Raw genomic sequence first — 22,104 nt, forward strand, 5'->3', positions numbered from 1 at the left:
CGCAAGGCTCCCCACCTTGCGCGGATCGAATTTAAGTCTGGGCACACTAGGGCGCGTGTCTAAGCAAAGAAATACCCAGTGCTACGGAGGCGACGCGTTATTTCACACCAAACCGGACATTTTTTGACTAAGCGCAATGGAGACGGTCAGCTGGCGCCGCGGGTTACGTTAGGGAACAGGTTTCCCGCTCTGCTGCCGCGCAAAGCCAATCAAAGACCAGCCGCCGCGACGGGTCCGCCAGATCCTCACGCGGGCAAAGTGCATCGTAAGTCTGCGAGGTCGCCAAAGTGCCCGGCACTGCCTGCACCAAACGCCCCAAACGGATGTCGCGGGCCACAAGAAACGGGCTGGCAAGGGCAACTCCCTGCCCGGCCATGGCCGCCTCGACGGCCAGAGTGATCTGGCTGAACCGGGGACCTGGCAGATGATCGCGGTGGGCTTGACCCAACACGGTCTCAAGGAACGCAGGCCACAGGTCTAGCGAATGATGCAGCAGGGTTCGCCCCTGCATCCCATCGCCCGGCAGATCCGGCGCACAGACAGCAATAGCTTCGCCGCTAAACAAGGTACGCGCCTCCATCCCCGCCAACCCCTGTGACACGCCAAACCGCACCGCGATATCGACCCCATCGGCGCGGAACCGCGACAACGCCTCTGTTGCAAGGACACGCAATTCGATGTCCGGGTGACGGGCGGTGAAATCCGGCATCGTCGGGATCAACCATTTCGACGCGAACGAAGGCGTGACCGAAATAGTGACGCTGCGCCCCCCCGGGCGCAGGTCATACGTCGCCTGTTCCATCAAACGAAAGGCGCGCGCAATCTGGTCATGATACCGCCTCCCGTCTTCGGTCAAACGCAACCCGCGCGCGTGCCGATCAAACAGTCGCAGACCAAGGCGGGCCTCCATCCCACGCACATGCTGGGCGACGGCACCTTGTGTCACGCGGAGGTCTTTGGCCGCCGCAGCAAAGCTCAGATGCCGTCCTGCCGCCTCAAAGGCGCGCAGGGCATTCAGCGGAGGAAGTCCATCAGCCAATCATTTTCCTATCGTCTCAAAGCAGTCGTTCTGGCCTGTTCAGGCTTAAGTATAGCCAATATTTCAACGAAAGAACATGCAAACGAAGGAATCCAGCATGGCAGGAGTAGAACTGCAGACAATGACATGCCCAGACACCTCGGCGCTTGCTGGGAAACCCTCCCCACGCCGGACTGACGCGCTTGTCGATACGGTAAAATGGGGTGCCTCTATCGCACAGATCGGCGGCTATGCCGCAACCGGGTTCGGCTTTACCACATGGGCATTGCCCTTTTTCGCGATCGGGCTGCTGGGCTGGCTGGCAGTTGGGCTAGCATGGCGTGACCGGGCGATCATCCTGATCCACCTGGTTGCCATGGTCGCGATGCTGACCGGGCTTGTTACGCGCGGCTGAGGTCTTTCCTTCACGGCGGCACTCTGCTTTTCTGGCTCCATGCGCAGCATCCTGCAACGCTTTCGCCCGTCCTACCGTCAGAAGCTGTTTCTTCTGGCCGCGGCCCCTATGGTTCTAGCCGTCTTGGCCATTGCGCTGCTGGTGGCCGAACAGTCGCGCGCCATGGCCGAGCAGGAGATCCGGCAGCTGGAAGCGCAACTGCTGGAGGCCAAGAAGCGCGAGTTGCGCAACTATGTCACCCAAGCCCGCAATGGGTTCTATTTCATTTACGGTTCTGCTGCGCCGGACAATGAGGCGGCCAAAGAACAGGTCATGCAGATCCTCGCCGCGATGATTTACGGCGAAGAGGGATTCTTCTTTGTCTACGACTATGAAGGCCGCAACCTTGTCTCACCGCGTCAGACTGACCTGATCAACGGCAATCATTGGGATTTGACCGACAGCGAAGGCACCTATGTGGTGCGCGAGTTCATCGAGATCGCCCGTCAGGGCGCAGGCTATGTCGATCACCTCTGGCCCAAACCCTCAACCGGCGAAGAGGGGCGCATGATCACCTATGTTACCTCATTTCCCAGTTGGCGTTGGGCGGTTGGCACCGGCGTCTTTATCGACGACGTACTGGTCAGCGTGGCGGCGGCCCGCGCCGAGGTCGAGGCCAAGGTCCGGCGCACGTTCGTTTATATCGGCGCAATCACCTTTGCCGCGCTGATGGTGGTCTTTGCCTCTGGTCTTGTGTTGAACATCCGTGAACGGCGGCTGGCCGACGCCAAGCTGCGCGAACTCACCCAGCGGGTTCTCGACACGCAGGAAGAGGAACGCGGCCGCGTCGCGCGTGAACTGCATGACGGCATCAGCCAGATCCTTGTTGGCGTGCGCTACGCGCTGGACGTGGCGCGACGTCGTGTGGCCTCTGGCGATCTGCGTGCAGCGGACACGCTGGCCAAGGGCACTGACAATCTGGGCCTTGCGATTCAGGAGGTACGCCGCATCAGCCGCGACCTCCGACCGGGCGTGTTGGATGATCTGGGCCTTGGGCCCGCGATCAAGACACTGGCCGAGGATTTTCAGACCCGCACCGGGATAGACACCCATTTCGCAACCGTTGTGTTTCGCAACCGGTTGGATCAGGACGCCAAGATCGCGATGTACCGCATCGCACAAGAGGCTCTGACCAATGTTGAACGCCACGCCAACGCCAGCCATGTTCGCATCGACCTGCGCGGACATCGCGCCGGAGCCACGCTGAAGATCGCCGATGATGGCATCGGATTGCGCGATGCGCGGGCGCATACACCCGGCATCGGTCTGCGCAACATGCAGGAACGGATGGACCAACTGGGCGGGACGTTGCGCATCTTGTCCTCCCGCGATGGGACCCTTATCGAGGCACAGGTACCGCTCAGCCACATGCTGCCCCCTGAGGATGGCACAGTCACCCAACCCAAGGTCCGCGCATGAACCTCCGCCCCACCCGCGTTGTCGTTGTCGATGATCACCCGATGGTCGCCGAAGGCATAGAGGCGATCCTTGAAAGCTATGATGACATCAACGTGGTTGCGACGCTGTCAGACGGGCAAACCATGATCGACCGCCTGGAAGAGTTGTCGCCAGATGTCATTCTGATGGACCTCAACATGCCGGGTCTTGGTGGGCTGTCAGCCACCGAGATGATCCTGGAACTGCGGCCCGCCACGCGTATTCTGGTGCTGTCGATGCACGACTCCCGCGAATACATCAGCACAGCGCTCAGCCATGGCGCGCGGGGATATGTGCTCAAGGACGTGCCGACAGATGAGATCAAGCGCGCCATCGACTCTGTAATGGCCGGAAACCGCTATCTGTGTCCCGGCGCAGAGGGCGCATTGACCCCTTCCGGTCAGGACCGCGAGCAACTGACCAACCGCGAACAGATGGTGTTACTGCAACTGGCGCAGGGCAAGTCGAACAAGCAGGTCGCCGAAGCCTTGGATATTTCGGTGCGCACGGTCGAGACGCACCGAAAGAACATCCGCCGCAAACTGGGCGTCAGTAGCACTGCCGAACTCATGCGTTATGCGCTGGAACACGGCGTTTTGCAGGGGACCGGCGCGAATTTCTGAAAAACAGGGGCGCGCCGGAGAATGTCAGCCTGTCAAAGATCGACGATCGGCCCGACCGAAACGCAGTCTTCCCAAGCCTTGTAGACCATCGCCGGAATAAGCTCTGCTTCCGCAGGTTCTGTACCAGCAAAGGAAGTCGACGCTTTTGGCACGCCTCCCATTGCCACGGCCAAACCCATCAGGGCAACAAGAGCCACGGCCTTGCAAATCGTGAAATCGCGGTAAAATACGTTTCTGGACATGACGATCTCCTCGTCTCCTGTGACCTCATGCACAGCATTGCGGATGTTGTCGCTCCGAACAACTCACGATGCCGCGCGCGAATGTTGCAAATGGCCTAGTGACCCCAGTATCCCGATACCAAAACGGCCTGCGCAGCCCCTGACGCCCCGGGATTTCCGGCATGAAGACTGATTGCCGCAACGATCAGCGCAGACAGCCAAACCGCCTTCGCCAAAGAAAAATTTCGGAATGTTCTGGACCGGAGCATTGCACGCCTCGACAATATATGAACTGACCGGTTCAGTACTGGCAGATCGTCCCCCCGGCATGCAATCGACGATATGCGCATAAATGCACATCAAATATGCATGGGGCGGGATCGCCAGCAAAAACAGGCGGCACACTCAGCGCACAAGCAACTTTCGACAAGCGTGCTGCCTGCGAAACGAAATTTGCTTTCTTCAACTTCGCCGGTTGACGCCTAGTCCTGCCCGCCATAAAGTCGCCCGCGCAACTCAAGGGAGCCTCAGGCATGACCACGCTAGTGGTAATTGTAGGATTAAGGCGCATGGGCCGGTAACGGAATCCCTATCAGGAACCCCATGCGCCCCCGAAATTAACCTCGGGGGTTTTTTTGTGCGCAGAATTTCAGTGTCGTGAACGGAGAACATGCAATGACACGTCAGATGACCGGAGCGAAAATGGTGGTTCAGGCCCTCAAGGACCAGGGCGTGGACACGGTATTCGGCTACCCTGGCGGCGCTGTACTACCGATTTACGATGAGGTGTTTCAGCAAAACGACATTCGCCACATCCTTGTTCGGCACGAACAGGGCGCGGTTCACGCGGCAGAGGGCTATGCCCGCTCCACCGGCAAACCCGGTGTCGTTCTTGTGACTTCTGGTCCCGGTGCCACCAATGCGGTGACCGGTTTGACTGATGCCCTGATGGACTCGATCCCGATTATCGTCCTGACCGGGCAGGTCCCGACTTTCATGATCGGTTCCGACGCCTTTCAGGAGGCCGACACCGTTGGCATCACGCGTCCCTGCACCAAACATAACTGGTTGGTGAAGGATACTGCGCGGCTGTCGTCCATCATCCATGAGGCGTTCCATGTCGCCACCTCGGGGCGTCCCGGTCCGGTGCTTGTGGACATCCCCAAGGACGTCCAGTTCGCCAGCTCGCAGTATCAGGGCATTCCCAAGGTCGCGACCAGCCACTATCAGCCGCAGGTCAAGGGCGACATGGAGATGATCGAACACCTGGTCGAGGCGATCGAGATGGCTGAACGCCCGGTGTTTTACACTGGCGGCGGCGTCATCAATTCGGGCCCCGCAGCGAGCCAGTTGTTGCGCGAAATCGTCGAGGCGACAGGCTTTCCGATCACGTCCACATTGATGGGTCTTGGTGCCTATCCAGCCTCTGGCAAAAACTGGCTGGGCATGCTGGGTATGCACGGTCTGTATGAGGCCAACATGGTGATGCATGGCTGCGACCTGATGATCAACATCGGCGCGCGCTTTGACGACCGTATCACCGGGCGACTCGACGCGTTCAGCCCCCATTCGCGCAAAGCACATATCGACATTGATCCGTCGTCCATCAACAAGGTGATCAAAACCGATTTCCCCGTTGTCGGCGACGTGGCGCATGTGCTCGAAGACGTGCTGAACCTGTGGAAAGCGCGCGGGCGCAAGGTCAACCGTGAGGCCATCGGCCGGTGGTGGAAGCAGATCGAGGAATGGAAAAAGATCGACTGCCTGAAGTACAAACCCTCCGAAGGCGCTATCCGACCGCAGCACGCGCTGGCCCGGCTTGAGGCGCTGACCAAGGACCGCGACCGCTATATCTGCACCGAGGTCGGTCAGCACCAGATGTGGGCTGCGCAATACCTTGGCTTTGAGGACCCGAACCGCTGGATGACTTCCGGCGGGCTTGGCACCATGGGCTACGGCACGCCGGCCTCCATCGGTGTGCAGGTTGCCCATCCTGACGCGCTGGTGATCAACGTCGCCGGTGAGGCGTCGTGGCTGATGAACATGCAAGAGATGGGCACAGCGGTGCAGTACCGTCTGCCGGTCAAGCAGTTCATCCTGAACAACGAACGGCTTGGCATGGTGCGCCAATGGCAGGAATTGCTGCATGGCGAACGCTATTCGCAATCCTGGTCCGAGGCGCTGCCCGATTTCGTGAAGCTGGCCGAAGCGTTTGGCGCCAAGGGCATCCTCTGCAAGGATCCCGCCGATCTGGACGATGCGATCATGGAAATGCTGGACTACGACGGTCCGGTGATTTTCGACTGCCTCGTCGAAAAGCATGAAAACTGCTTCCCGATGATCCCCTCGGGTGCACCGCACAACAAGATGTTGCTGGGCGATGCCTCGACCAAGGGTGCCATCGGTGCCAAGGGTGCGGTGATGGTGTGACCCCTTCGCCGCTCACCCGGTCCGCTCAAGCGGGCCGGGTGTTGTGGCTGGACAAGGCCAAAGGGCTGGCCATTGTACTGGTCGTGTTTGGTCATGCTTGGCTGGGGGCGCAGGCGGCGGGAGTGTTGCCCGCCGACAAGGTCTTTCATACCGTCGAAAAGCTGATCTACAGCTTTCATATGCCGCTGTTCTTTCTGCTGTCGGGCGTCACGTTCGAAGCCTCTGCCCGGCGGCGTCCTCTGCTGCGCGCAGCGCGGGACAAGGCGCTGCGCCTGCTTTGGCCGCTGCTGTTGTGGACCTATATCTTTGCCGGGTTCCGCTATCTGGCCGGTGGCGCGGTCAATAGCCCTGAGACACTGTCCGACCTGTTCACCTCACCTTTGCCGCCACGAGACCACCTGTGGTTTCTCTGGGCGCTGTTTCTGATCCAGATGCTGGGCCTATTGATTGCCGTCCCTGGCGTGCGGCCAAGACCGGCTTGGGTCTGGTTGGCGCTGGCCTTGGGGGCCATGGCGATTGTGTCTCTGCCCGGCTTGCCGCTGGGACCGCTGACGGTGAACGCCGCGCTTCATTTGGGGATCTTTCTGCTGGGTATATGGCTGGCGCGGGCCGGTCCCTTGCCCACTGGCGTGCCTGTCCGGCTCAAGGCACTGACGGTATTTGTTATCGTGCAGATCATCAGCTTCGGCCTTCCCGAAAACGTAGTGGCTTTTCAGGTTATTGCCGCTGTGTTGTCGCTGTGTTTTGTCGTGATGCTGAACGCCCCTCTTGGCGTCCTTGGCCGTGTTCTGGTGCGGCTGGGCCAACTGTCGATGCCGATCTATCTGGCGCATACGCTGTTCACCGCCGCGACACGCATCGTGCTGTTCAAGATCACCGACGACCCGACATTGCATCTGATGCTGGGCACATGTGCCGGGTTGATCGGCCCGGTGGTGTTGTATTACGCGGTGCGCGCCGTCGCCTCCCCCCGGTTGTTAGGGTTTTGAGCCGCCAAAATCACGATGCCGCCGCCTGATCCGGCCCTGAACACAAATGCGCGGCGATGGTCAGCAACAGCGCATCGCGGCGCACTGGCTTGCTGAGAAATCCATCCATGCCAGCGGCTGACGCGGCCTTGCGGTCCTTGTCAAAGGCATTGCCTGTCAAAGCGATGATGGGGCGGCGGGGCCACCCCCGCAGATTTTCACGCTCTCGGATCAAACGAGTCGCGTCCAGACCGCTCATCTCGGGCATCGACAGATCCATCAGGACAAGGTCAAAGCGGTGCGGATCGTACAGATCCAGCGCCCGTCGACCATTGTCGGCCAGAACAACCTGCGCCCCGCGCCGCTCCAGCATTTTCTTTGCCACAGCCTGATTGGTGCGGTTGTCCTCAACCACCAGCACGCACACTCCGTCGAGACGCATGGCATCCGTCGAAACGGGCGCGGCGCTGGGTGTTGCAAAGGCCACCGTCGGCAGCGGCAAATCTACGGTGAAGGTGGTGCCCCTGCCCTCTTCGGAGCGCGCCGCAATGGAGCCACCCATGGCCGACACCAGCCGCTTGCAGATCGACAGCCCAAGGCCGGTCCCCTCAAACTGACGTTCGTGCCCCTTGTGGACCTGTTCGAACGGATCGAAAATCACCGCCAACCGTTCCGCCGGAATGCCGATACCGGTGTCTGTGAGGGTGAACCGCACAACATTGGTGCTCGGGGATGCCAGCGACAGATGCAAGTCAACCTTACCAGCCAGCGTGAACTTGATCGCATTGCCCATGAGATTCATCAGAATTTGACGAATGCGCAGCGCATCGCCCTCAAGCAGATGCGGCACATCCGGGTCTATGCGGCACTGCAGTGTCAATTCCTTCTGCGTCGCCAAAGGCGACAGCAGCTCACTGATCTCATCGACCAGCCCCGCAACCTCAAACGTCACCTTTTCCAGTTCCAGCCGCCCCGCCTCGACCTTGGAAAAGTCGAGAATGTCAGAGATCAGCGAGGTCAGCGCCAGTGCTGCCCCCCGGATCGTGGCAACATAGCTGGCTTGTTCGGTGCTGAGATCGGTTTCGGCTAGCAGGTCCGCCATCCCGACAACGCCGTTCATCGGTGTACGGATCTCATGGCTCATATTCGCCAGAAACGATGATTTCGCCTCATTGGCGACGTTGGCGGCATCCCGCGCGGCACGCAGTTCGGCGTTTTGATTGCGCAGATCGGTGATGTCGGTGTGGACGATCACATTGCCCAGCATCGGCCGCGTCGACGCCTGCATGTAATAACTACGGCCGGAGTCCGGAATCTCCATCAGCACCTTGCGGCCTTTGTTCAAGGCCTGCTGTACGTCCCGGTAGAAGGCCAGATTGCTGGGCACCTTGTTCTGCTGCGCCAAAAATCGCAGGTGATCGCTCACCGAAATCCCCTCTGGCACGTCTTCGGGCCCGAGATCAAAGAGCCGGAGGTACGCAGGGTTCACCCGCAGCACCCGATTATCTGGATCGTCGATCTCCGAGCCGGAAGTGACAAGCAGCCCCTCCCCCATGCCTTCGACGATCTCGGTCAAGAGGTGATTTGTCTGGGACAACTCATGGGCTTTGTTAACCAGATTCTGTTCCAGAGCCACGGTCCGCTTGTTCAGCCCGGCCACAAGGGACCCTGTGACATCAGCTTTGCGCATGACGGCACTGATGTTCAGCGTGATCCCACGATAGCCGGCAAACCCGCCATCTGCACCCCAGATCGGCACCGCGCTGTCCATCAGGACTGCGCGGCTGCCATTGATCATCACACGTTCATAGCTAAGTCCGCGCACCTCACTCTGGTCGCGAAACGCCTCCAGCAGCCGGTCAAGCCCGGCCTCGTCGCCTGTGGCACTGTCCTGATCCAGAATGCACAAGCCATTCAGCTGCTGGGCAGTCAACTGCAACCCGGAATGCTGGATGTTGACATACCTCAGCCGATAGTCGGCATCCGCCTCCCATGTCCATGCCGGCATGAGATGGATGACATCCGACCAGATTCTGGCATCTTTCTCCCTCTCGGACATGAATGGCCCCTAGTTGCCGGAAACGATTGCAACGCAATGAATTTGGACTAGCGAAAAACAATTGACAGGGCATTAAATCCTCTCCGCCACCAGATTTAACCACGCGGACCGCTAGCCAAAGCCGTCGATCTTGGCTAAATCCATGTGCGGCCCGCGCCTTGTGGGTCGGCACCCCCTCAGAAAGGCCCGGCGATGTCAGCACTGAAGATCAAGAAAGGCTCGAGCAAGCACTCTGCCTACAACCTCCGCCCCAATTTCTCGGACGTGCAGGAAACCCATACCATCGCTGTTCTGGTAGAAAACGAACCCGGCGTTCTGGCGCGCGTAATTGGACTGTTTTCCGGGCGCGGTTACAACATCGACAGCCTGACCGTGGCCGAGGTCGACCATGAGGGCCACCTGAGCCGCATCACCATCGTCACCACCGGCACGCCGCAGGTGATCGAACAGATCAAGGCACAGCTGGGCCGCATCGTGCCCGTACACGAAGTGCATGACCTGACGGTCGAGGGAAAGTCTGTCGAACGGGAACTGGCATTGTTCAAGGTGAATGGCACCGGCGACAAACGCGTCGAAGCATTGCGCTTGGCAGATATCTTTCGCGCCAATGTTGTGGATTCGACGCTGGAAAGCTTTGTCTTCCAGTTGACCGGAACACCGGACAAGATCGATGCCTTTGCCGATCTTATGCGCCCGCTTGGCCTGATTGAGGTGGCCCGGACCGGTGTTGCCGCCCTGGCGCGCGGCATCTGAACACAAGGTAGTGGCGCGGACCCGATCACCGGGTAGCGCGCCACTTTCTTGATACGGTGCTTATCCGGCGCGACGCGCCTCTGGAAAGCACACCACGTTTTCGGCTGTACTGCTGCCGCGTGGCCCCCGGTTGCGCAACTCGTGCACGATAGTCGGGGCATAGCCCGCATCCACCCTGCGCAGGTTACGCGCTCTTCTGACATCGCGATCTTCGCGCAGATCAAACTGGATCAGGTCACCCGCATCCAGATCAATCCCTTCGTGTACGTTCTGCTCAGCCGCTGTGTAATAAGCCAGATTGCCGTGATCTTCGCACCAGATCACGGCTTTGCGATCATCGATATCCGCCCACAAAACAACGCCCAACATCTGATCCTGCATGATGCACCCACTGATGATTATTAGTTGAACGTGAACGAAACCTTTCCGATGCAATAGGTAATTTTCCGTGTCTTCGTCTTGATTTTTGTGACGTGACAGGTCAACTTTGCCGCCAAATAGCATCAACACTGATGCGAACAAGCGTCACATAATGGCGAAACTGGGGACACACGCGCAAAAATGCTTCAAACTAAAGGCGCTACAAGACAAGATTGGGACAAGATGCCGGAGAAGCCTGCCACAAAAGCGCCACGGCGCAGTCCAGCGCCGGCCGAATTGCGTAGTATGCTTGGTGCCAATCTGCGCCAGCTGTCACAACGCGCACCCTCCATATCGGCGCTGTGCCGCGACCTTGGGATCAATCGCACCCAGTACAACCGCTATCTTGCCGGTGAAAGCTTTCCACGCCCCGACGTGCTGCACCGCATCTGTTCATATTTCCAGGTCGATGCGCGCATTCTTTTGCAACCCGTTCAAGAGATCACCAACAACGAAGCAGGTATTCTGAACGACCCCGCCATCGCCGCTTATCTTGGCGGCGCGCTGCGGTCCGTCAGCGAAGAGGAATTCCCCAGTGGGTTCTATCGCTTTGCTCGCCGCAGCTTTCTGGATGAGGACATGTTCGTGCGTGGCCTGATCTATGTCTTTCGCAGTGGCAAAGGCACCTTCCTGAAGGGGTTCGAGGCCAAGGATGCCATGCGTCAACAAGGGTTGCCCACCGACCCAGCAACGCGCGAATTTCGCGGAGCGGTGATGCCACAAGAGGACGGCATCGCCGCCCTCGTCAGTCGTCGGGGGGCCACCACGACTTCTTTCAACTTTCTCGCACGCATCCCGTCGTTCGAAAACAACTTCTGGGTTGGGTATGTCACCCGCACCGTGCGCGAAAACGTCGCCGGGCGCCGGGTGGAACGGCTGGTCTACGAGTACCTGGGCAAGAATATGGCCCAGGTGCTGCCCGCCGCGCGCAGCGCCGGGTTCTGTGCGGAGTCGGATCTGTTGGCCTATCAACGCAACCTGCTAAAACCTTCGGAGTCCTTTATCTGACCGCCGGTCAGATGCACTTACGGTCGCTGTGATACAAACTGTGTCGGGTTTTGTCGGTTCAAGCCCGCCTTCTGCGTCTAACCGGGAATGTGTCCCATGTCAGCAGAAGGCCCGCCCCGATGACCCTTCACCCGACCGATCTTGCCCCGACAGATCTTGACAGCGTCCGCCGCCCCGTCGAACAGGCCAACGGCCTGCCGAACGCGCATTACATCGACCCGGTTGTCTTTGCCGAGGAACGGGAGGCGGTTCTGTTCCGTCAGTGGGCCGGATTGGCCGTCACCGCGGATGTGCCCGAAGAAGGGGATGCCAAGCCGATCACCTTTCTCGGGATGCCTCTGCTGCTGTTGCGCGGGCGCGACGGCGCAGTTCGGGTCTTTCAGAACATCTGCCGCCATCGCGGCATGATCCTCGTCGACGAGGCGCGCAAAATAGAGGGCGCGATCCGCTGCCCTTATCATTCATGGTGCTACGGCACCGATGGCCGCCTTGTCAGCACGCCCCATGTGGGTGGTCCCGGCCACAACACCCATGACGCCATAGACCGCGCCACCCTTGGCCTGATCGAGGTACGCAGCCACATCTGGCGCGATCTGGTTTGGATCAATGTCTCGGGCGACGCCCCGGCGTTCGAAGAGGCCATGGCCGACGTCATGACCCGCTGGGCCGAGTTTGAAAAGCCGCTCTATCATGGCGGATCAGATAGCATTCTGACGCTGGAGGTGGCCTGCAACTGGAAACTCGCAGTGGAAAACTACTGCGAAAGCTATCACTTGCCTTGGGTCCATCCGGGCCTGAATTCCTATTCGAGGCTAGAGGACCACTACAACATCGAACATCCGGGCCGCTTTTCCGGTCAGGGGACCGAGGTCTACCGCCAAGTCACCAACGAAAACGATGAACCGTTTCCGGATTTTGATGACATCTCCGACAGATGGGACACCGCCGCCGAGTACATTGCGGTCTATCCCAACGTGCTGCTGGGCGTCCACCGCGACCACGCTTTTGCCATCGTCCTGCTGCCCGAAGGACCGGCCAAGACGGTCGAGCACATTCACCTGTATTACGCCCAGCCCAAGACCGACAGCGGGCTACGCCAGCGTAACACACAACTGTGGAAGACGGTCTTTGAGGAAGACATCTTTGTGGTTGAGGGGATGCAGCGCGGACGCCATGCAAGCGGTTTTGACGGCGGGCGCTTTTCACCGGCGATGGATAGCCCGACCCATTGTTTTCACGACTGGGTCGCGACACAGGTGCAAACCTGCCGCGACATGGCCAAGGCTGCCGAATGAAGGCGCTGGACGATCGCCTGATCGCAGCGCACGCGCGGGGCGATCGCGCCGCGCTGATCGCCCTGTACGCGCAGGCGGCTGAGACGGTGAACGATCTTGATGCGTCCTGTTTCTACCTGACACACGCCTATGTCTTTGCGCTGGAACTGGGTGACGGGCGCGCACCTGCGTTGCACGCCCGGCTCAAGGCTGAGGGCCGCGAAGCCTGAAAGCGGACTCAGGCTGCGACATGCGCCTCTGCGGTATGGCTTTGCCCATAGGCGACCATGTCGTACAGATGCCACGTCGCATGTCCCAGCAAGGGCAGTGAGATGAACAGCCCAAAAAACCCCGGCAGCATCGACACCAGCGTCACCACGGCAATAAAGACACCCCACCCCAGCATCGGCAACGGGTGCGTCTGCACATAGCCAAAAGAGGTGATCATCGCGGTTACGAAATCGATCTCCCGGTCCAGCAACATCGGCAACGACAACACGGTGATCATGTACAACAGGGTCGAGAAAGCGGCCCCTACCAGAGTTCCCACCGCCAGCATGGTCAGCCCGTTCGCGGTCATGTAGATGTCCAGAGAACTGGAGACATTTGTCATGGTCGACAGCCCCAGAAACAGCGCAAAGATCATATGCGCCAAAAAGAACCAAAACAGGAACACGACAAGGATGATCGCCCCCAGCCACGGCAACTGCCGCCCGGATTCGCGTTTGACCACCCCCATGATCTGCATCCAGTTCAACGGCCTGTCCTGTTCGATCCGGCGGCTGACATCGTAAAATCCCACTGCCGCAAACGGCGCGATTAGGGGAAAGCCGATGGCCGCAAAGACCAGCCAATAGCTTTGCCCGGTGATCCATGTGATCCAGACCATGAACCAGCCGCCGAGGACATAGACCAGCGCAAACAACAGCGCATAGCCCGGCGCGCGTTTCAGGTCACGCCAACCGCGCCGCAACGCCTCTTTCAACAGGCCCGCATTGACCGGACCCAACTCCGGCACACCCGGTTTGGGGGTATCTGGCACGCAATGTCTCCCAAGCTCACCTACGCTCTGCATTCAGTAAAGGGCATGTGACTGTCTGGCGTCAACCGCACCGTGGGTCAGGTAGCGCGTACAGTCGCTGTTTCAGGACAAAGCATGACGCAGGCTGAGCGATGGACCATAAGAACCACCCGCGCAGGCCGGGACTTGGCGTTTGCCGCGCAATTGGCTACATTTCGGATACCAATTTGAGGTCGCCATCATGTTCCCTTGTCGCCATTTGTCGATCGTCTTTGCCGCGTTCCTGTTGGCCCAAGGGGCCGCAGCCCAAGACGGTGACGACACCATCAACCCGTCGGAACAACTGATGGCCGACATTCTGATCGCGGTGGCCGAAATCGAGCTGGACCTGAAGGCGCGCGGCGCAGAGGGGATCGAGCCGCCCAAGGACGGCGGCGACCTTCTGGACACAACACAGGACCGGGTTGCGGTGCTTGACGCTGTCGAACTCCCCGAGGTTGCGGTCGTGGCTCCCTCGGATGACCCCAAGGACGTCCCCGAAGATGACGTAAAAGACGACGCCAAGATCGATCCGGCAGACAGCGACCCGCCTGTTGTCGTTCCCCCGGTCGATCCCCCGGAGGTCGACGTCGTTGTAGATCCGGTTCCGGACGACGGGACAGGTGTGGAGCCGGTATCGCTCAACGGCACCAGCATTCACAGCGTATTGTTTCAGGATCTGTCAGCCGACCAAATCGCCAAACTGCCTCAGGTCGACCCGGCGCGCTGTAGTGAGTTGGGCGAGTGGTTCCTCGCCCTGTCCCTGCAGCGTGACTTTCTGGCGTTCTTCGTCGCCGAAAAGGAAAGCGTCCGGATTTGCCGCCGTCTGGGAACCTCTTGGTTCGTCAAACGGGCAAGCAATGGCAACCGTGCGCATCTAGTGGCCGTGATCGATTAGGACACACTGCGCGGCGATGGCCCGCCTCTCGGGCGGATCCTAACCGTGCATCTCACGCGGCCTTGTCCGGTGTGATCCCCGAAATCGCCTGTATCAGATTGTCTTCGGTCACTTCCTCAGAGGTGAACGTGCGCATGATCCGCCCCGAATACATCGCCACGATCCGGTCCGAGACATGCAGCACCTCCGGCATTTCCGAAGAGATCACGATCACCGCATAGCCCTGCGCCGCCAGTTCACGGATCAGGTTGTGGATCTCGGACTTGCTGCCAACATCAATCCCGCGCGTCGGTTCATCCACGATCAGCACGCTGGGCCGCATCGACAGCCATTTTCCAATGACGATCTTTTGCTGGTTGCCGCCCGAAAGATTGCCGACCAATTGCTTCCAACCAGGGGTTCGGATGTCCAGCCGGTCACGGTATTGGTCAAAAATCGACACCTCGGCCCCTTCGGCGACAAACGGCCCCGCCTTGAGGTCATCGACCTGCGGCAGGGTCATGTTGTCCCGACAGTTCATGCCAAGGATCAGCCCCTGCCCCTTGCGATCCTCGGGCACCAAAGAGATTCCGCGCGCAATCGCGTCGATGGGCGAATGGATGACGGTCTCTTGCCCGTCCAGCAGGATCGTGCCCGCGCTGGGGTCACGCAGCCCGAACAGCGTTTCGGCAATCTCCGTCCGCCCGGCCCCGACAAGGCCGTAAAACCCGACCACCTCACCGCGCCGCACCTCAAAATTGATGTCGCGGAACAGGTCACCACAGGACAGTCCCCGCACCTCCAGTGCGACATCTCCCAGTTCGTGATGGCTTTCGTTCCCGGTCAGGTCCAGCTTGCGGCCGATCATCAACTGGGTGACCGCCTCTTCATCGGTGTCAGCGGTGTTGACCGTGCCCCGATAGCTGCCGTCACGCAGCACACTGATCCGGTCGGTGATCTTAAAGATCTCTTCCATCCGGTGCGAAATGTAGATGATCCCGACGCCTTGTTCTTGCAGACCGGAGATCACATCGAACAGCACAACCTTTTCCGCGTCGGTCAAAGACGCGGTGGGTTCATCAAAGATCACCGCCTTGGCATCGACGGTCAGCGCGCGGGCAATCTCGACCATTTGCTGGTTGGCGATGGACAGATCCCCGACCCGCGTTCGGGCGTCAAAACCGACCTTGAGCCTTTCAAGAATGGCATTGGTCCGCGTCTCCAACGTGGCCCAGTCGACCAGCCCGAACCGCTTGCGCGGCAATTCCCCCAGATAGATATTTTCCGCGACGCTCAGCTCCTCTGCCAAACTGAGTTCCTGATGTATAAACACGATGCCCTTGGCCTTGGCCTCTAGTGGTGAGGACATCACGACCGGGGTCTCCCCCACGATGATCCGGCCCTCGTTCGGTTTCAGGATACCGCCCAGCACCTTCATCAGGGTGGATTTTCCGGCACCGTTCTCCCCCATCAGGGCATGAACCTCACCAGGCAAAAGGGTCAGCGATACACCGTCCAACGCCCGAACCCCCGGAAAGGTCTTGACGATGTCTTCGAGCCGCAGAACCGGGGTCAGATCACTCATACCTTCAACTCCTCTTTGCCCTTGGTGTTCAACTGGCGGTCCAGAAACAGCACCGCGATCAGGATCAGGCCAATCACCAGATTGACGGTTTCCGTATCGGCTCCGATATGTGACAGCCCCTTGCGCAACAGCTGGATCGCAAGAACACCGCCAAAGGTCGAGATGATGGACCCCGCCCCGCCGGTCAGCTTGGTGCCGCCCAGAACAACCGCCGTGATCACCCACAGCTCATACAACTCGCCATCGTTGGGATTGACCGAACCGCTTTCGGAATAGAACACCACCGCCGACAGCGCCGCGAGAAATCCGATGATCATGAAGTTGATCACCATATGGGGCCCTACCCGGATGCCCGCATTGACAGCGGCGCTGCGGTTGTTGCCGATGGCGTAGGCGTTGCGCCCATGTACCGTGCGGTTCATCAGAAACCAGACTACCGCCGTGACAACCAACAAGAACCACGTTGCCGTGTGCAAACCCAGCCACTGCGCCTCGGCGAAATCGACCAGCGTCCAGTTCAGGTGTGAAGTCGGCTGTTCACCGTTGTACATGAACACCAGACCGCGATAGCCCAGCATCGACCCCAGCGTGACGATAAAGGCATCGACCCCGGTCTTCCAGACAATCAGCCCGTTCAACGCCCCCAGCGCCACGCCTGTCAGCAGAGCAAGCCCCCAGGCCACCGGGATCACACCATCGCCAAGCCCGGCAAACATCGGCCAAGTCATGGCGTCCAGCATGACGATGGCGCTAAGGGCATAGGTCGCGCCAACACTGAGGTCGATATTGCCGTTGACCATGATGATGGTCATGCCCATGGCGATGATGCCGATGGGGGCCGACTGTTTGAACAGCAGCAGCATGTTGTCCACGTTGATAAAGGCCTTGTCGCTGACCGACAAAAACTCACCCGCGACAGAGAAAAAGATCAACTCCAGCACGATAAAGCCCCAGATGGCACCGCGCTTGAGAAAGGTGGAAAGGGTTCCGGGTTGCATGTGTTTTTCTCCCTCAGGCGATCAGGGACCAGAGCTTGCCGCGCTTGGCCGCAATATCCAGCCAGACGGCAAGGATGATGATGACCCAGGTCACGACGAACTGGACGTAGAATTGCAGACCCACCAGCAGCAAACCGTTCTGGATGAAGCCAAGGATCAGCACGCCGATCACCGTCTTGAAGATCGTGCCAGAGCCGCCCATCAGCGACGCACCGCCAAGGATGACGGCGGCCAGAACCTCCAGCTCTAACCCCTGCCCCACGGTGTTTTGCGACCCCAGTGACCGGCTGGCCTGTATCAGTCCGGCGGTGGCCACACAGAACGCGCTGAGCAGGTAACAGGTGAACACGACACGGGCACGACGGATGCCGGAAAACGTGGCCGCCGTGGCATTGCCACCCACCGCGTAAACCTTGCGCCCGAACGGCGTCTTGGCCAGCATGATCCCCAACACCGCCGCCAGCAGCGCAAACAGCAGGATCGGCACCGGGATCCCCAATGCGTCGCCCTGACCAAAGACCTTGAACCAAGTGCCTTCCTTGTCGGCGATGTCCATGTTCTTGCCGCCCGACCAAGTCAGTGTCAGGCCATGAATGGCCGATAACATCCCCAAAGTGACGATCAGCGAGTTGAGCTTTAGATACCCCACCAGAAAGCCGATGAATGCGCCCAGACACAGCGTCAGGGCGAACATGGCGGGAATGGCCAGCGCCGGGCCGATCTTGTCGTGCAGATCCAGCACCACGATGGTTGAGAACGACATCATCGACCCCACCGACAGGTCCAGATTGCCGCTGATCACCACAAAGGTCACCCCCAGCGCCATCACTCCCATGATGGCAGAGGACCGCACCACGCCCATGATGTTGTCAGGATCGATAAAGCGCGCATTCGCTACCGAAAAGCCGACCATGAACACCACAAAGGCGATCAGGATTCCTTGCCGGGCAAGAAAGTCGCCAATCCCCCCCTGTTTCGTCAGATCTGCCATGTCTCCCCTCCCGTCGCTGCCTGCGTGGCAGTCACACCAGCGTCATGCCGCCATCGATCATCACGATCTGGCCGGTCATGTAGTCGCTGTCCTTTGATGCCAGGAACGTCGTCGTTCCGGTGATGTCCGCGGGCGTTGCAACACGGCCCTTCAGGATCTCGGCAGAGAATTCCTCCATCGCCTGACCCGGACGCTCTGCCGCGCCAATCGCCATCAGATCCTGATCGACCTGTTCCCACATTTCGGTGGCCACCACCCCCGGCGCAAACCCGGTGACGGTGATATCATGCTGCGCCAGATCACGTGCGCCCGACTGCGTCAGTGACACCACACCCCACTTGGAGGCGCAATATGGCGCAACATTCCCGAATCCCTGACGGCTGGCAATAGAGGCGGTGTTGATGATCTTGCCGGGCGTGCCCTGCCGGATGAATTGCTGCGCGGCCTCCTGCATGCCAATCAGACAACCCAGCCCGTTCACATCCGTGATAAAGCGCCAGTTTTCCTCGGTAACGTCCAGGAAATTCATCGGCTTGTTGACGCCGGCATTGTTGAACTTGACGTCCAGCTTGCCGAACATATCAACCGCGTGAACGATCATCGCCCGCACCTGCTCCCGGCTGGTTACGTCGACCCGCGCATGGGTCACTTGCCCCCCGGCGCGCTGTGCCCTTTCCCGATTGGCCTGCGCCACCTCGGCGACCTTGCCACCATTGATGTCGGCAAAACAGACATCGGCCCCTTCGTCGAGTAGCGCCTCACCGATAGCGCGGCCAATGCCTTGGGCTGCACCGGTCACGATGCAGGAACGGCCGGAAACACGGGCCATGGGTCACCCTCCCAGGAAACAGTGTCAAATCGATACGAAAATGGGGCGCGGCCAAGGCCGCGCCCCTGAGCAAGCGGGTCTCAGAAGACCGGCTTGGTGTAATCGCCCATGTTGTCCTGAGTGATTTTCGGCGTGTCGAAGTAATTCAGGAACGGCAAGTCCTTGCCTTCCAAAGTCTCGATGGCCGTCTTCAGCGCCGCCTTGGCGTCATCCACCGGCGACTGATAGATTGAGCCCCAGTATTCGCCCCGTTCCATCGCCTCATAGCCGACGGCAAAGTTGGTCGCCCCGACAAAGATGATGCCATCGCGTCCGGCCGCCTTGGCCGCGTTCAGTGCGCCGACACCCATGTTGTCGTCACCCGCATAAACACCGTCGATGTCGTCGTATTTGACGAGGAACGCCTCCATCACCTTTTGCGACTTTTCGCGGTTCCAGTCGCCCGGCTGCGTGTCGACGATGGTCACGTCGGGGCAGACCTCTGGCAGACGATCCTCAAAGCCCTTGGCGCGCTCAATCGCGGTGGTGTAGCCCGGCTGGCCGGTGATGTGGACCACTTGCGCCTCTGTCTCGATGCCCATGTCCTTGAATTTGTCACACATGATTTCCGCCGACCGCGCGCCCTGTGTGATGTTGTCGGGACCAGAAAAGGACGCCACGAAATCAAAGCCCGCATCGGCGATGTTCGAATTGGTGACAATCACCGGAATACCGGCGTTGTGCGCCTTGCGGACAGCGGGAATGACCGCCTCGCCATTGGTTGGCCAGATGATAATGGCATCGACGCCTTGCTGGATCAGATCCTCGATCTGGGCAATCTGGCGCGCCACGTCGCCACCCGCATCCAGAACGATGACCTCGACATTATCGTTCGCCTCTGCCGCCTCGATAAAGGCCTTTTCGTAGGTCGTCTGATAGCTGTCGACGCCGACATTGTTCTGGGTGATGCCGATTTTCATGGTATCGGCCCAGGCCGCACCGCCCAAGGCCAGTGCAGCAGCGGCGGTGGTGGCGGCCAGTGTCTTGCGAATGTTCATTTCGAATTCCTCCCGGAGTGTCCCAGTATCTAGGTATCTTGCGCTCATCCCCGCACCTCCAGCAGGGGAGCATCGTCCGGCATGCCGACCGATTGCGGCAACCTTGTCGAGTCCAATCCATCAAGACCGCACCAAATAGATCCATTATGGATAATTCATCATCCAAAGTGGATTTCTTCGCGGTACACTTCATCCGTCAATTTGAACATTTTGCAGCGGAGCGGCGCGATGCCCGAATGGTTTTCGTCCAATATGAATAAATCGGCAGGCCCGGCGGACCCGGAGACGCGAAAGGCGCAGGCAGACCCCATGAACGTAATGAAAGGACATGGAGACAGTTATCTGATGTCACGTCAGGGGAAAACCGATTTGCTGCGCATTTTGTCCTTTCTGGAGGATATCGGCGGCGAGATCGAAAGTTCGGTCGAGTTATTCGCGCCCAACCCGTACTTGCGCATGACCCTGCACCTGATCCGCGGCCACCTAGAGGCCAAGACGGTCACACCCACGTCGCTGATCGGGGCCAGCCAGGTGCCTTATGCCACCGCGAACCGCCGCCTACGGCAGATGACGGACGACGGGCTAATCGAACAGCGGCCGCGCACAAAAAGCGGCAAGAGCTTTTCCCTGCACCCCAGCGAAAAACTGTTGGACCAGTGGATGCAGCTCTCCGGTCGTGTCGAACGATTGGCGGAAACCCGGTTCGGAGGGCGCAAGCGCGCCGCTGACAGCAAGGACTATTACTTTGGCGGATCTTACATGTCCGCCCAGTCCATCCCGCCCCTGACGGTTTTGCCAGAGCCGCTGAAAGTCGCCGGTGGCCTGCGGGTGCTGGTTCACGGCGATCCGACCTTCATGGTGATGGAAAACCTCAAGCGGCAGTTCGAACAAGTTATCGGAACACAGATCCATCAACGCGCCTTTTCCATTGACAGGCTGCGGGAAGAGGCGCGGCGCAATGCCGACCGCAAGGCCAGCCGCTATGACATCATCGCGCTGGACCTGCCCTGGGTTGGAGAGTTCGCCGACAAGGGCATACTTATGCCACTGGACGAGGCGATGGATATTGCCCGTCTCGATCCGGCTGATTTTCACACGGCAGGCTGGCAGGCGGCACACTGGGGCGGACGTCCCTACGGCGTCCCTGCCCAGACCACGCCGGAATTGTTGTTCTATCGCCGGGATCTGTTTGCCGAGGTCGGGCTGGAGCCGCCCACCACCACCGATGATTTACTGTACGCGGCATCCGTTCTGCACGACCCACAGCGCGGACGTCATGGGGTCGCGTGGAACGCGGCGCGCGGCACCGCCTTGGGCCATACCGTCCTGATGACGATGGCGGATTTCGGGCAACCTGTCCTGAACCTGCCGGAAATCGCTGGTGGCTTTGGCACGGACCATCTGGCCGACGGAAATTACCACCCGACCATCGACACCGAAAACGGCCTGCGGGCGGCAGAGTTCCTGATGGAACTGCTGAAGTATTCGCCGCCCGACATCCTGTCGATGTCCTGGTACGAGCGCGTCCGCCCCTATGCCGCCGGGTCGATTGCCATGGCCTATGGCTACACTCTGCTGGCCCCGTATTTTGAACTGGATGAGTCCTCTCCGGCCTGTGGTCAGACCGGGTATTTGCCCCACCCCGCCGTTCCCGGCGCGGCACAGGTCGCCCCGGTCGGCGGCTATGTGATGGGCATTCCCGCCAACCTGCCGCCGGAACGGGTGCAGGCGGCGGTCGAGGCGCTGATCGTCTTCACCTCGCCAGAGTCGCAGAAACTGTTTGTCCAGAACGGCAGCCGCACCAACCCGCGCTATTCCGTCGGCTCTGACCCAGAGGTGCGTCGCGCCTCACCGATCTTTGAGGCGGTCGATGCCATGTCATGGCGCGATGAACTGCAATTCTGGCCCCGCCCGCCAGTGCCCGAGATCTGCGACATCATCCAGATCTGCGGCGAGGAATTCCACGACATGCTGCGCGGGTTTTCAACCCCGCCCCAGGCCCTGCGTCGCGCCCAGACCCGCGCCGACGCATTGATGCGCCCGCCCAAGACTTAGTGACCTG

21 protein-coding genes are annotated in these 22,104 nt (G+C 59.8%); 11 read left to right on the top strand and 10 right to left on the bottom strand.

The annotated features are described in order from the left end of the window. Positions 1 to 163 precede the first annotated feature (163 nt). On the bottom strand, positions 164 to 1,039 hold the full coding sequence (locus ANTHELSMS3_RS17210) for a LysR substrate-binding domain-containing protein (protein WP_094035954.1): 876 nt from the start codon (positions 1,037 to 1,039) through the stop codon (positions 164 to 166). Positions 1,040 to 1,136: 97 nt separating this feature from the next. Between ANTHELSMS3_RS17210 and ANTHELSMS3_RS17215 the strand changes: the two genes are divergently transcribed. The 3 genes from ANTHELSMS3_RS17215 to ANTHELSMS3_RS17225 are packed head-to-tail and all read left to right on the top strand — an operon-like array spanning position 1,137 to position 3,532. After that, a complete protein-coding gene (locus tag ANTHELSMS3_RS17215) occupies positions 1,137 to 1,433 on the top strand; it encodes a DUF6552 family protein (protein ID WP_254694764.1) in 297 nt (98 codons plus the stop codon). A 39-nt stretch (positions 1,434 to 1,472) separates the two neighbouring features. Beyond that, positions 1,473 to 2,891 (top strand): cache domain-containing protein, encoded by a 1,419-nt coding sequence (locus ANTHELSMS3_RS17220; protein ID WP_094035955.1) that lies wholly within the window; start codon positions 1,473 to 1,475, stop codon positions 2,889 to 2,891. Then, a complete protein-coding gene (locus ANTHELSMS3_RS17225; protein ID WP_094035956.1) occupies positions 2,888 to 3,532 on the top strand; it encodes a response regulator transcription factor in 645 nt (214 codons plus the stop codon). The genes ANTHELSMS3_RS17220 and ANTHELSMS3_RS17225 overlap by 4 nt, the downstream gene beginning before the upstream one ends. Positions 3,533 to 3,564: 32 nt before the next feature. On the opposite strand, the gene ANTHELSMS3_RS17230 is transcribed toward ANTHELSMS3_RS17225, so the two are convergent. Further along, positions 3,565 to 3,774, bottom strand: a complete 210-nt coding sequence (locus ANTHELSMS3_RS17230; protein ID WP_157733552.1) for a hypothetical protein — start codon at positions 3,772 to 3,774, stop codon at positions 3,565 to 3,567. A gap of 654 nt (positions 3,775 to 4,428) precedes the next feature. Here ANTHELSMS3_RS17230 and ANTHELSMS3_RS17235 point away from each other — a divergent pair. Then, on the top strand, positions 4,429 to 6,183 hold the full coding sequence (locus ANTHELSMS3_RS17235; RefSeq protein WP_094035958.1) for an acetolactate synthase 3 large subunit: 1,755 nt from the start codon (positions 4,429 to 4,431) through the stop codon (positions 6,181 to 6,183). After that, positions 6,180 to 7,172 carry an acyltransferase family protein gene (locus tag ANTHELSMS3_RS17240; protein WP_157733553.1) on the top strand — a complete coding sequence of 331 codons (993 nt, stop codon included), beginning with the start codon at positions 6,180 to 6,182 and terminating at the stop codon, positions 7,170 to 7,172. The genes ANTHELSMS3_RS17235 and ANTHELSMS3_RS17240 overlap by 4 nt, the downstream gene beginning before the upstream one ends. 10 nt (positions 7,173 to 7,182) lie before the next feature. On the opposite strand, the gene ANTHELSMS3_RS17245 is transcribed toward ANTHELSMS3_RS17240, so the two are convergent. After that, on the bottom strand, positions 7,183 to 9,210 hold the full coding sequence (locus ANTHELSMS3_RS17245; protein WP_094035960.1) for an ATP-binding protein: 2,028 nt from the start codon (positions 9,208 to 9,210) through the stop codon (positions 7,183 to 7,185). Positions 9,211 to 9,402: 192 nt separating this feature from the next. On the opposite strand from ANTHELSMS3_RS17245, the gene ilvN reads away from it, so the two are divergent. After that, positions 9,403 to 9,963: an acetolactate synthase small subunit gene (gene ilvN, locus ANTHELSMS3_RS17250; RefSeq protein WP_094035961.1), complete on the top strand. Its 561-nt coding sequence runs from the start codon at positions 9,403 to 9,405 to the stop codon at positions 9,961 to 9,963. 60 nt (positions 9,964 to 10,023) lie between these two features. Here ilvN and ANTHELSMS3_RS17255 read toward each other — a convergent pair whose 3' ends face one another. After that, positions 10,024 to 10,344 (bottom strand): hypothetical protein, encoded by a 321-nt coding sequence (locus ANTHELSMS3_RS17255; RefSeq protein WP_157733554.1) that lies wholly within the window; start codon positions 10,342 to 10,344, stop codon positions 10,024 to 10,026. Positions 10,345 to 10,629: 285 nt separating this feature from the next. Between ANTHELSMS3_RS17255 and ANTHELSMS3_RS17260 the strand changes: the two genes are divergently transcribed. From ANTHELSMS3_RS17260 to ANTHELSMS3_RS17270, 3 genes are all read left to right on the top strand, one after another. After that, the gene (locus ANTHELSMS3_RS17260) at positions 10,630 to 11,391 is read left to right on the top strand and encodes a helix-turn-helix domain-containing protein (RefSeq protein WP_157733555.1); all 762 of its coding nucleotides are present in this window, start codon (positions 10,630 to 10,632) and stop codon (positions 11,389 to 11,391) included. Positions 11,392 to 11,510: 119 nt separating this feature from the next. Then, complete coding sequence (locus tag ANTHELSMS3_RS17265; RefSeq protein WP_094035963.1) at positions 11,511 to 12,686, top strand: aromatic ring-hydroxylating oxygenase subunit alpha; 1,176 nt, start codon at positions 11,511 to 11,513, stop codon at positions 12,684 to 12,686. Further along, positions 12,683 to 12,895, top strand: a complete 213-nt coding sequence (locus ANTHELSMS3_RS17270) for a hypothetical protein (protein ID WP_094035964.1) — start codon at positions 12,683 to 12,685, stop codon at positions 12,893 to 12,895. Before ANTHELSMS3_RS17265 ends, ANTHELSMS3_RS17270 begins: the two co-directional genes overlap by 4 nt. A gap of 8 nt (positions 12,896 to 12,903) precedes the next feature. Here ANTHELSMS3_RS17270 and ANTHELSMS3_RS17275 read toward each other — a convergent pair whose 3' ends face one another. Continuing rightward, complete coding sequence (locus ANTHELSMS3_RS17275) at positions 12,904 to 13,707, bottom strand: DUF2189 domain-containing protein (protein ID WP_094035965.1); 804 nt, start codon at positions 13,705 to 13,707, stop codon at positions 12,904 to 12,906. Between the two features lie 220 nt (positions 13,708 to 13,927). Here ANTHELSMS3_RS17275 and ANTHELSMS3_RS17280 point away from each other — a divergent pair, with 220 nt between their 5' ends. Further along, positions 13,928 to 14,623: a hypothetical protein gene (locus ANTHELSMS3_RS17280; RefSeq protein ID WP_094035966.1), complete on the top strand. Its 696-nt coding sequence runs from the start codon at positions 13,928 to 13,930 to the stop codon at positions 14,621 to 14,623. Positions 14,624 to 14,675: 52 nt separating this feature from the next. Here ANTHELSMS3_RS17280 and ANTHELSMS3_RS17285 read toward each other — a convergent pair whose 3' ends face one another. The 5 genes from ANTHELSMS3_RS17285 to ANTHELSMS3_RS17305 all read right to left on the bottom strand — a co-directional run bounded on the left by ANTHELSMS3_RS17285 (position 14,676) and on the right by ANTHELSMS3_RS17305 (position 20,042). Next, positions 14,676 to 16,187, bottom strand: coding sequence for a sugar ABC transporter ATP-binding protein (locus tag ANTHELSMS3_RS17285; protein ID WP_094035967.1), 1,512 nt, complete (start codon positions 16,185 to 16,187; stop codon positions 14,676 to 14,678). After that, positions 16,184 to 17,185, bottom strand: a complete 1,002-nt coding sequence (locus tag ANTHELSMS3_RS17290) for an ABC transporter permease (protein WP_094035968.1) — start codon at positions 17,183 to 17,185, stop codon at positions 16,184 to 16,186. The genes ANTHELSMS3_RS17285 and ANTHELSMS3_RS17290 overlap by 4 nt, the downstream gene beginning before the upstream one ends. Positions 17,186 to 17,198: 13 nt before the next feature. Further along, complete coding sequence (locus ANTHELSMS3_RS17295; RefSeq protein WP_094035969.1) at positions 17,199 to 18,176, bottom strand: ABC transporter permease; 978 nt, start codon at positions 18,174 to 18,176, stop codon at positions 17,199 to 17,201. Between the two features lie 31 nt (positions 18,177 to 18,207). Then, positions 18,208 to 19,005: an SDR family oxidoreductase gene (locus ANTHELSMS3_RS17300; RefSeq protein ID WP_094035970.1), complete on the bottom strand. Its 798-nt coding sequence runs from the start codon at positions 19,003 to 19,005 to the stop codon at positions 18,208 to 18,210. 80 nt (positions 19,006 to 19,085) lie between these two features. Continuing rightward, positions 19,086 to 20,042, bottom strand: coding sequence for a sugar ABC transporter substrate-binding protein (locus tag ANTHELSMS3_RS17305; protein ID WP_094035971.1), 957 nt, complete (start codon positions 20,040 to 20,042; stop codon positions 19,086 to 19,088). 309 nt (positions 20,043 to 20,351) lie between these two features. On the opposite strand from ANTHELSMS3_RS17305, the gene ANTHELSMS3_RS17310 reads away from it, so the two are divergent. After that, complete coding sequence (locus ANTHELSMS3_RS17310; protein WP_094037201.1) at positions 20,352 to 22,097, top strand: extracellular solute-binding protein; 1,746 nt, start codon at positions 20,352 to 20,354, stop codon at positions 22,095 to 22,097. Positions 22,098 to 22,104: the final 7 nt, after the last annotated feature.

Source organism: Antarctobacter heliothermus (assembly GCF_002237555.1).
In the GTDB taxonomy this organism is placed as follows: domain Bacteria; phylum Pseudomonadota; class Alphaproteobacteria; order Rhodobacterales; family Rhodobacteraceae; genus Antarctobacter; species Antarctobacter heliothermus_B.

What these genes read in the sequence shown, in the direction of transcription:
- ANTHELSMS3_RS17215 (WP_254694764.1), top strand. Translation starts at nt 1,137, where the DNA reads ATGGCAGGAGTAGAACTGCAGACAATGACATGCCCAGACACCTCGGCG.
- ANTHELSMS3_RS17220 (WP_094035955.1), top strand. Translation starts at nt 1,473, where the DNA reads ATGCGCAGCATCCTGCAACGCTTTCGCCCGTCCTACCGTCAGAAGCTG.
- ANTHELSMS3_RS17225 (WP_094035956.1), top strand. Translation starts at nt 2,888, where the DNA reads ATGAACCTCCGCCCCACCCGCGTTGTCGTTGTCGATGATCACCCGATG.
- ANTHELSMS3_RS17230 (WP_157733552.1), bottom strand. Translation starts at nt 3,774, where the DNA reads ATGTCCAGAAACGTATTTTACCGCGATTTCACGATTTGCAAGGCCGTG.
- ANTHELSMS3_RS17235 (WP_094035958.1), top strand. Translation starts at nt 4,429, where the DNA reads ATGACACGTCAGATGACCGGAGCGAAAATGGTGGTTCAGGCCCTCAAG.
- ANTHELSMS3_RS17245 (WP_094035960.1), bottom strand. Translation starts at nt 9,210, where the DNA reads ATGTCCGAGAGGGAGAAAGATGCCAGAATCTGGTCGGATGTCATCCAT.
- ilvN (WP_094035961.1), top strand. Translation starts at nt 9,403, where the DNA reads ATGTCAGCACTGAAGATCAAGAAAGGCTCGAGCAAGCACTCTGCCTAC.
- ANTHELSMS3_RS17255 (WP_157733554.1), bottom strand. Translation starts at nt 10,344, where the DNA reads ATGCAGGATCAGATGTTGGGCGTTGTTTTGTGGGCGGATATCGATGAT.
- ANTHELSMS3_RS17260 (WP_157733555.1), top strand. Translation starts at nt 10,630, where the DNA reads ATGCTTGGTGCCAATCTGCGCCAGCTGTCACAACGCGCACCCTCCATA.
- ANTHELSMS3_RS17265 (WP_094035963.1), top strand. Translation starts at nt 11,511, where the DNA reads ATGACCCTTCACCCGACCGATCTTGCCCCGACAGATCTTGACAGCGTC.
- ANTHELSMS3_RS17270 (WP_094035964.1), top strand. Translation starts at nt 12,683, where the DNA reads ATGAAGGCGCTGGACGATCGCCTGATCGCAGCGCACGCGCGGGGCGAT.
- ANTHELSMS3_RS17280 (WP_094035966.1), top strand. Translation starts at nt 13,928, where the DNA reads ATGTTCCCTTGTCGCCATTTGTCGATCGTCTTTGCCGCGTTCCTGTTG.
- ANTHELSMS3_RS17285 (WP_094035967.1), bottom strand. Translation starts at nt 16,187, where the DNA reads ATGAGTGATCTGACCCCGGTTCTGCGGCTCGAAGACATCGTCAAGACC.
- ANTHELSMS3_RS17290 (WP_094035968.1), bottom strand. Translation starts at nt 17,185, where the DNA reads ATGCAACCCGGAACCCTTTCCACCTTTCTCAAGCGCGGTGCCATCTGG.
- ANTHELSMS3_RS17295 (WP_094035969.1), bottom strand. Translation starts at nt 18,176, where the DNA reads ATGGCAGATCTGACGAAACAGGGGGGGATTGGCGACTTTCTTGCCCGG.
- ANTHELSMS3_RS17300 (WP_094035970.1), bottom strand. Translation starts at nt 19,005, where the DNA reads ATGGCCCGTGTTTCCGGCCGTTCCTGCATCGTGACCGGTGCAGCCCAA.
- ANTHELSMS3_RS17305 (WP_094035971.1), bottom strand. Translation starts at nt 20,042, where the DNA reads ATGAACATTCGCAAGACACTGGCCGCCACCACCGCCGCTGCTGCACTG.
- ANTHELSMS3_RS17310 (WP_094037201.1), top strand. Translation starts at nt 20,352, where the DNA reads ATGAACGTAATGAAAGGACATGGAGACAGTTATCTGATGTCACGTCAG.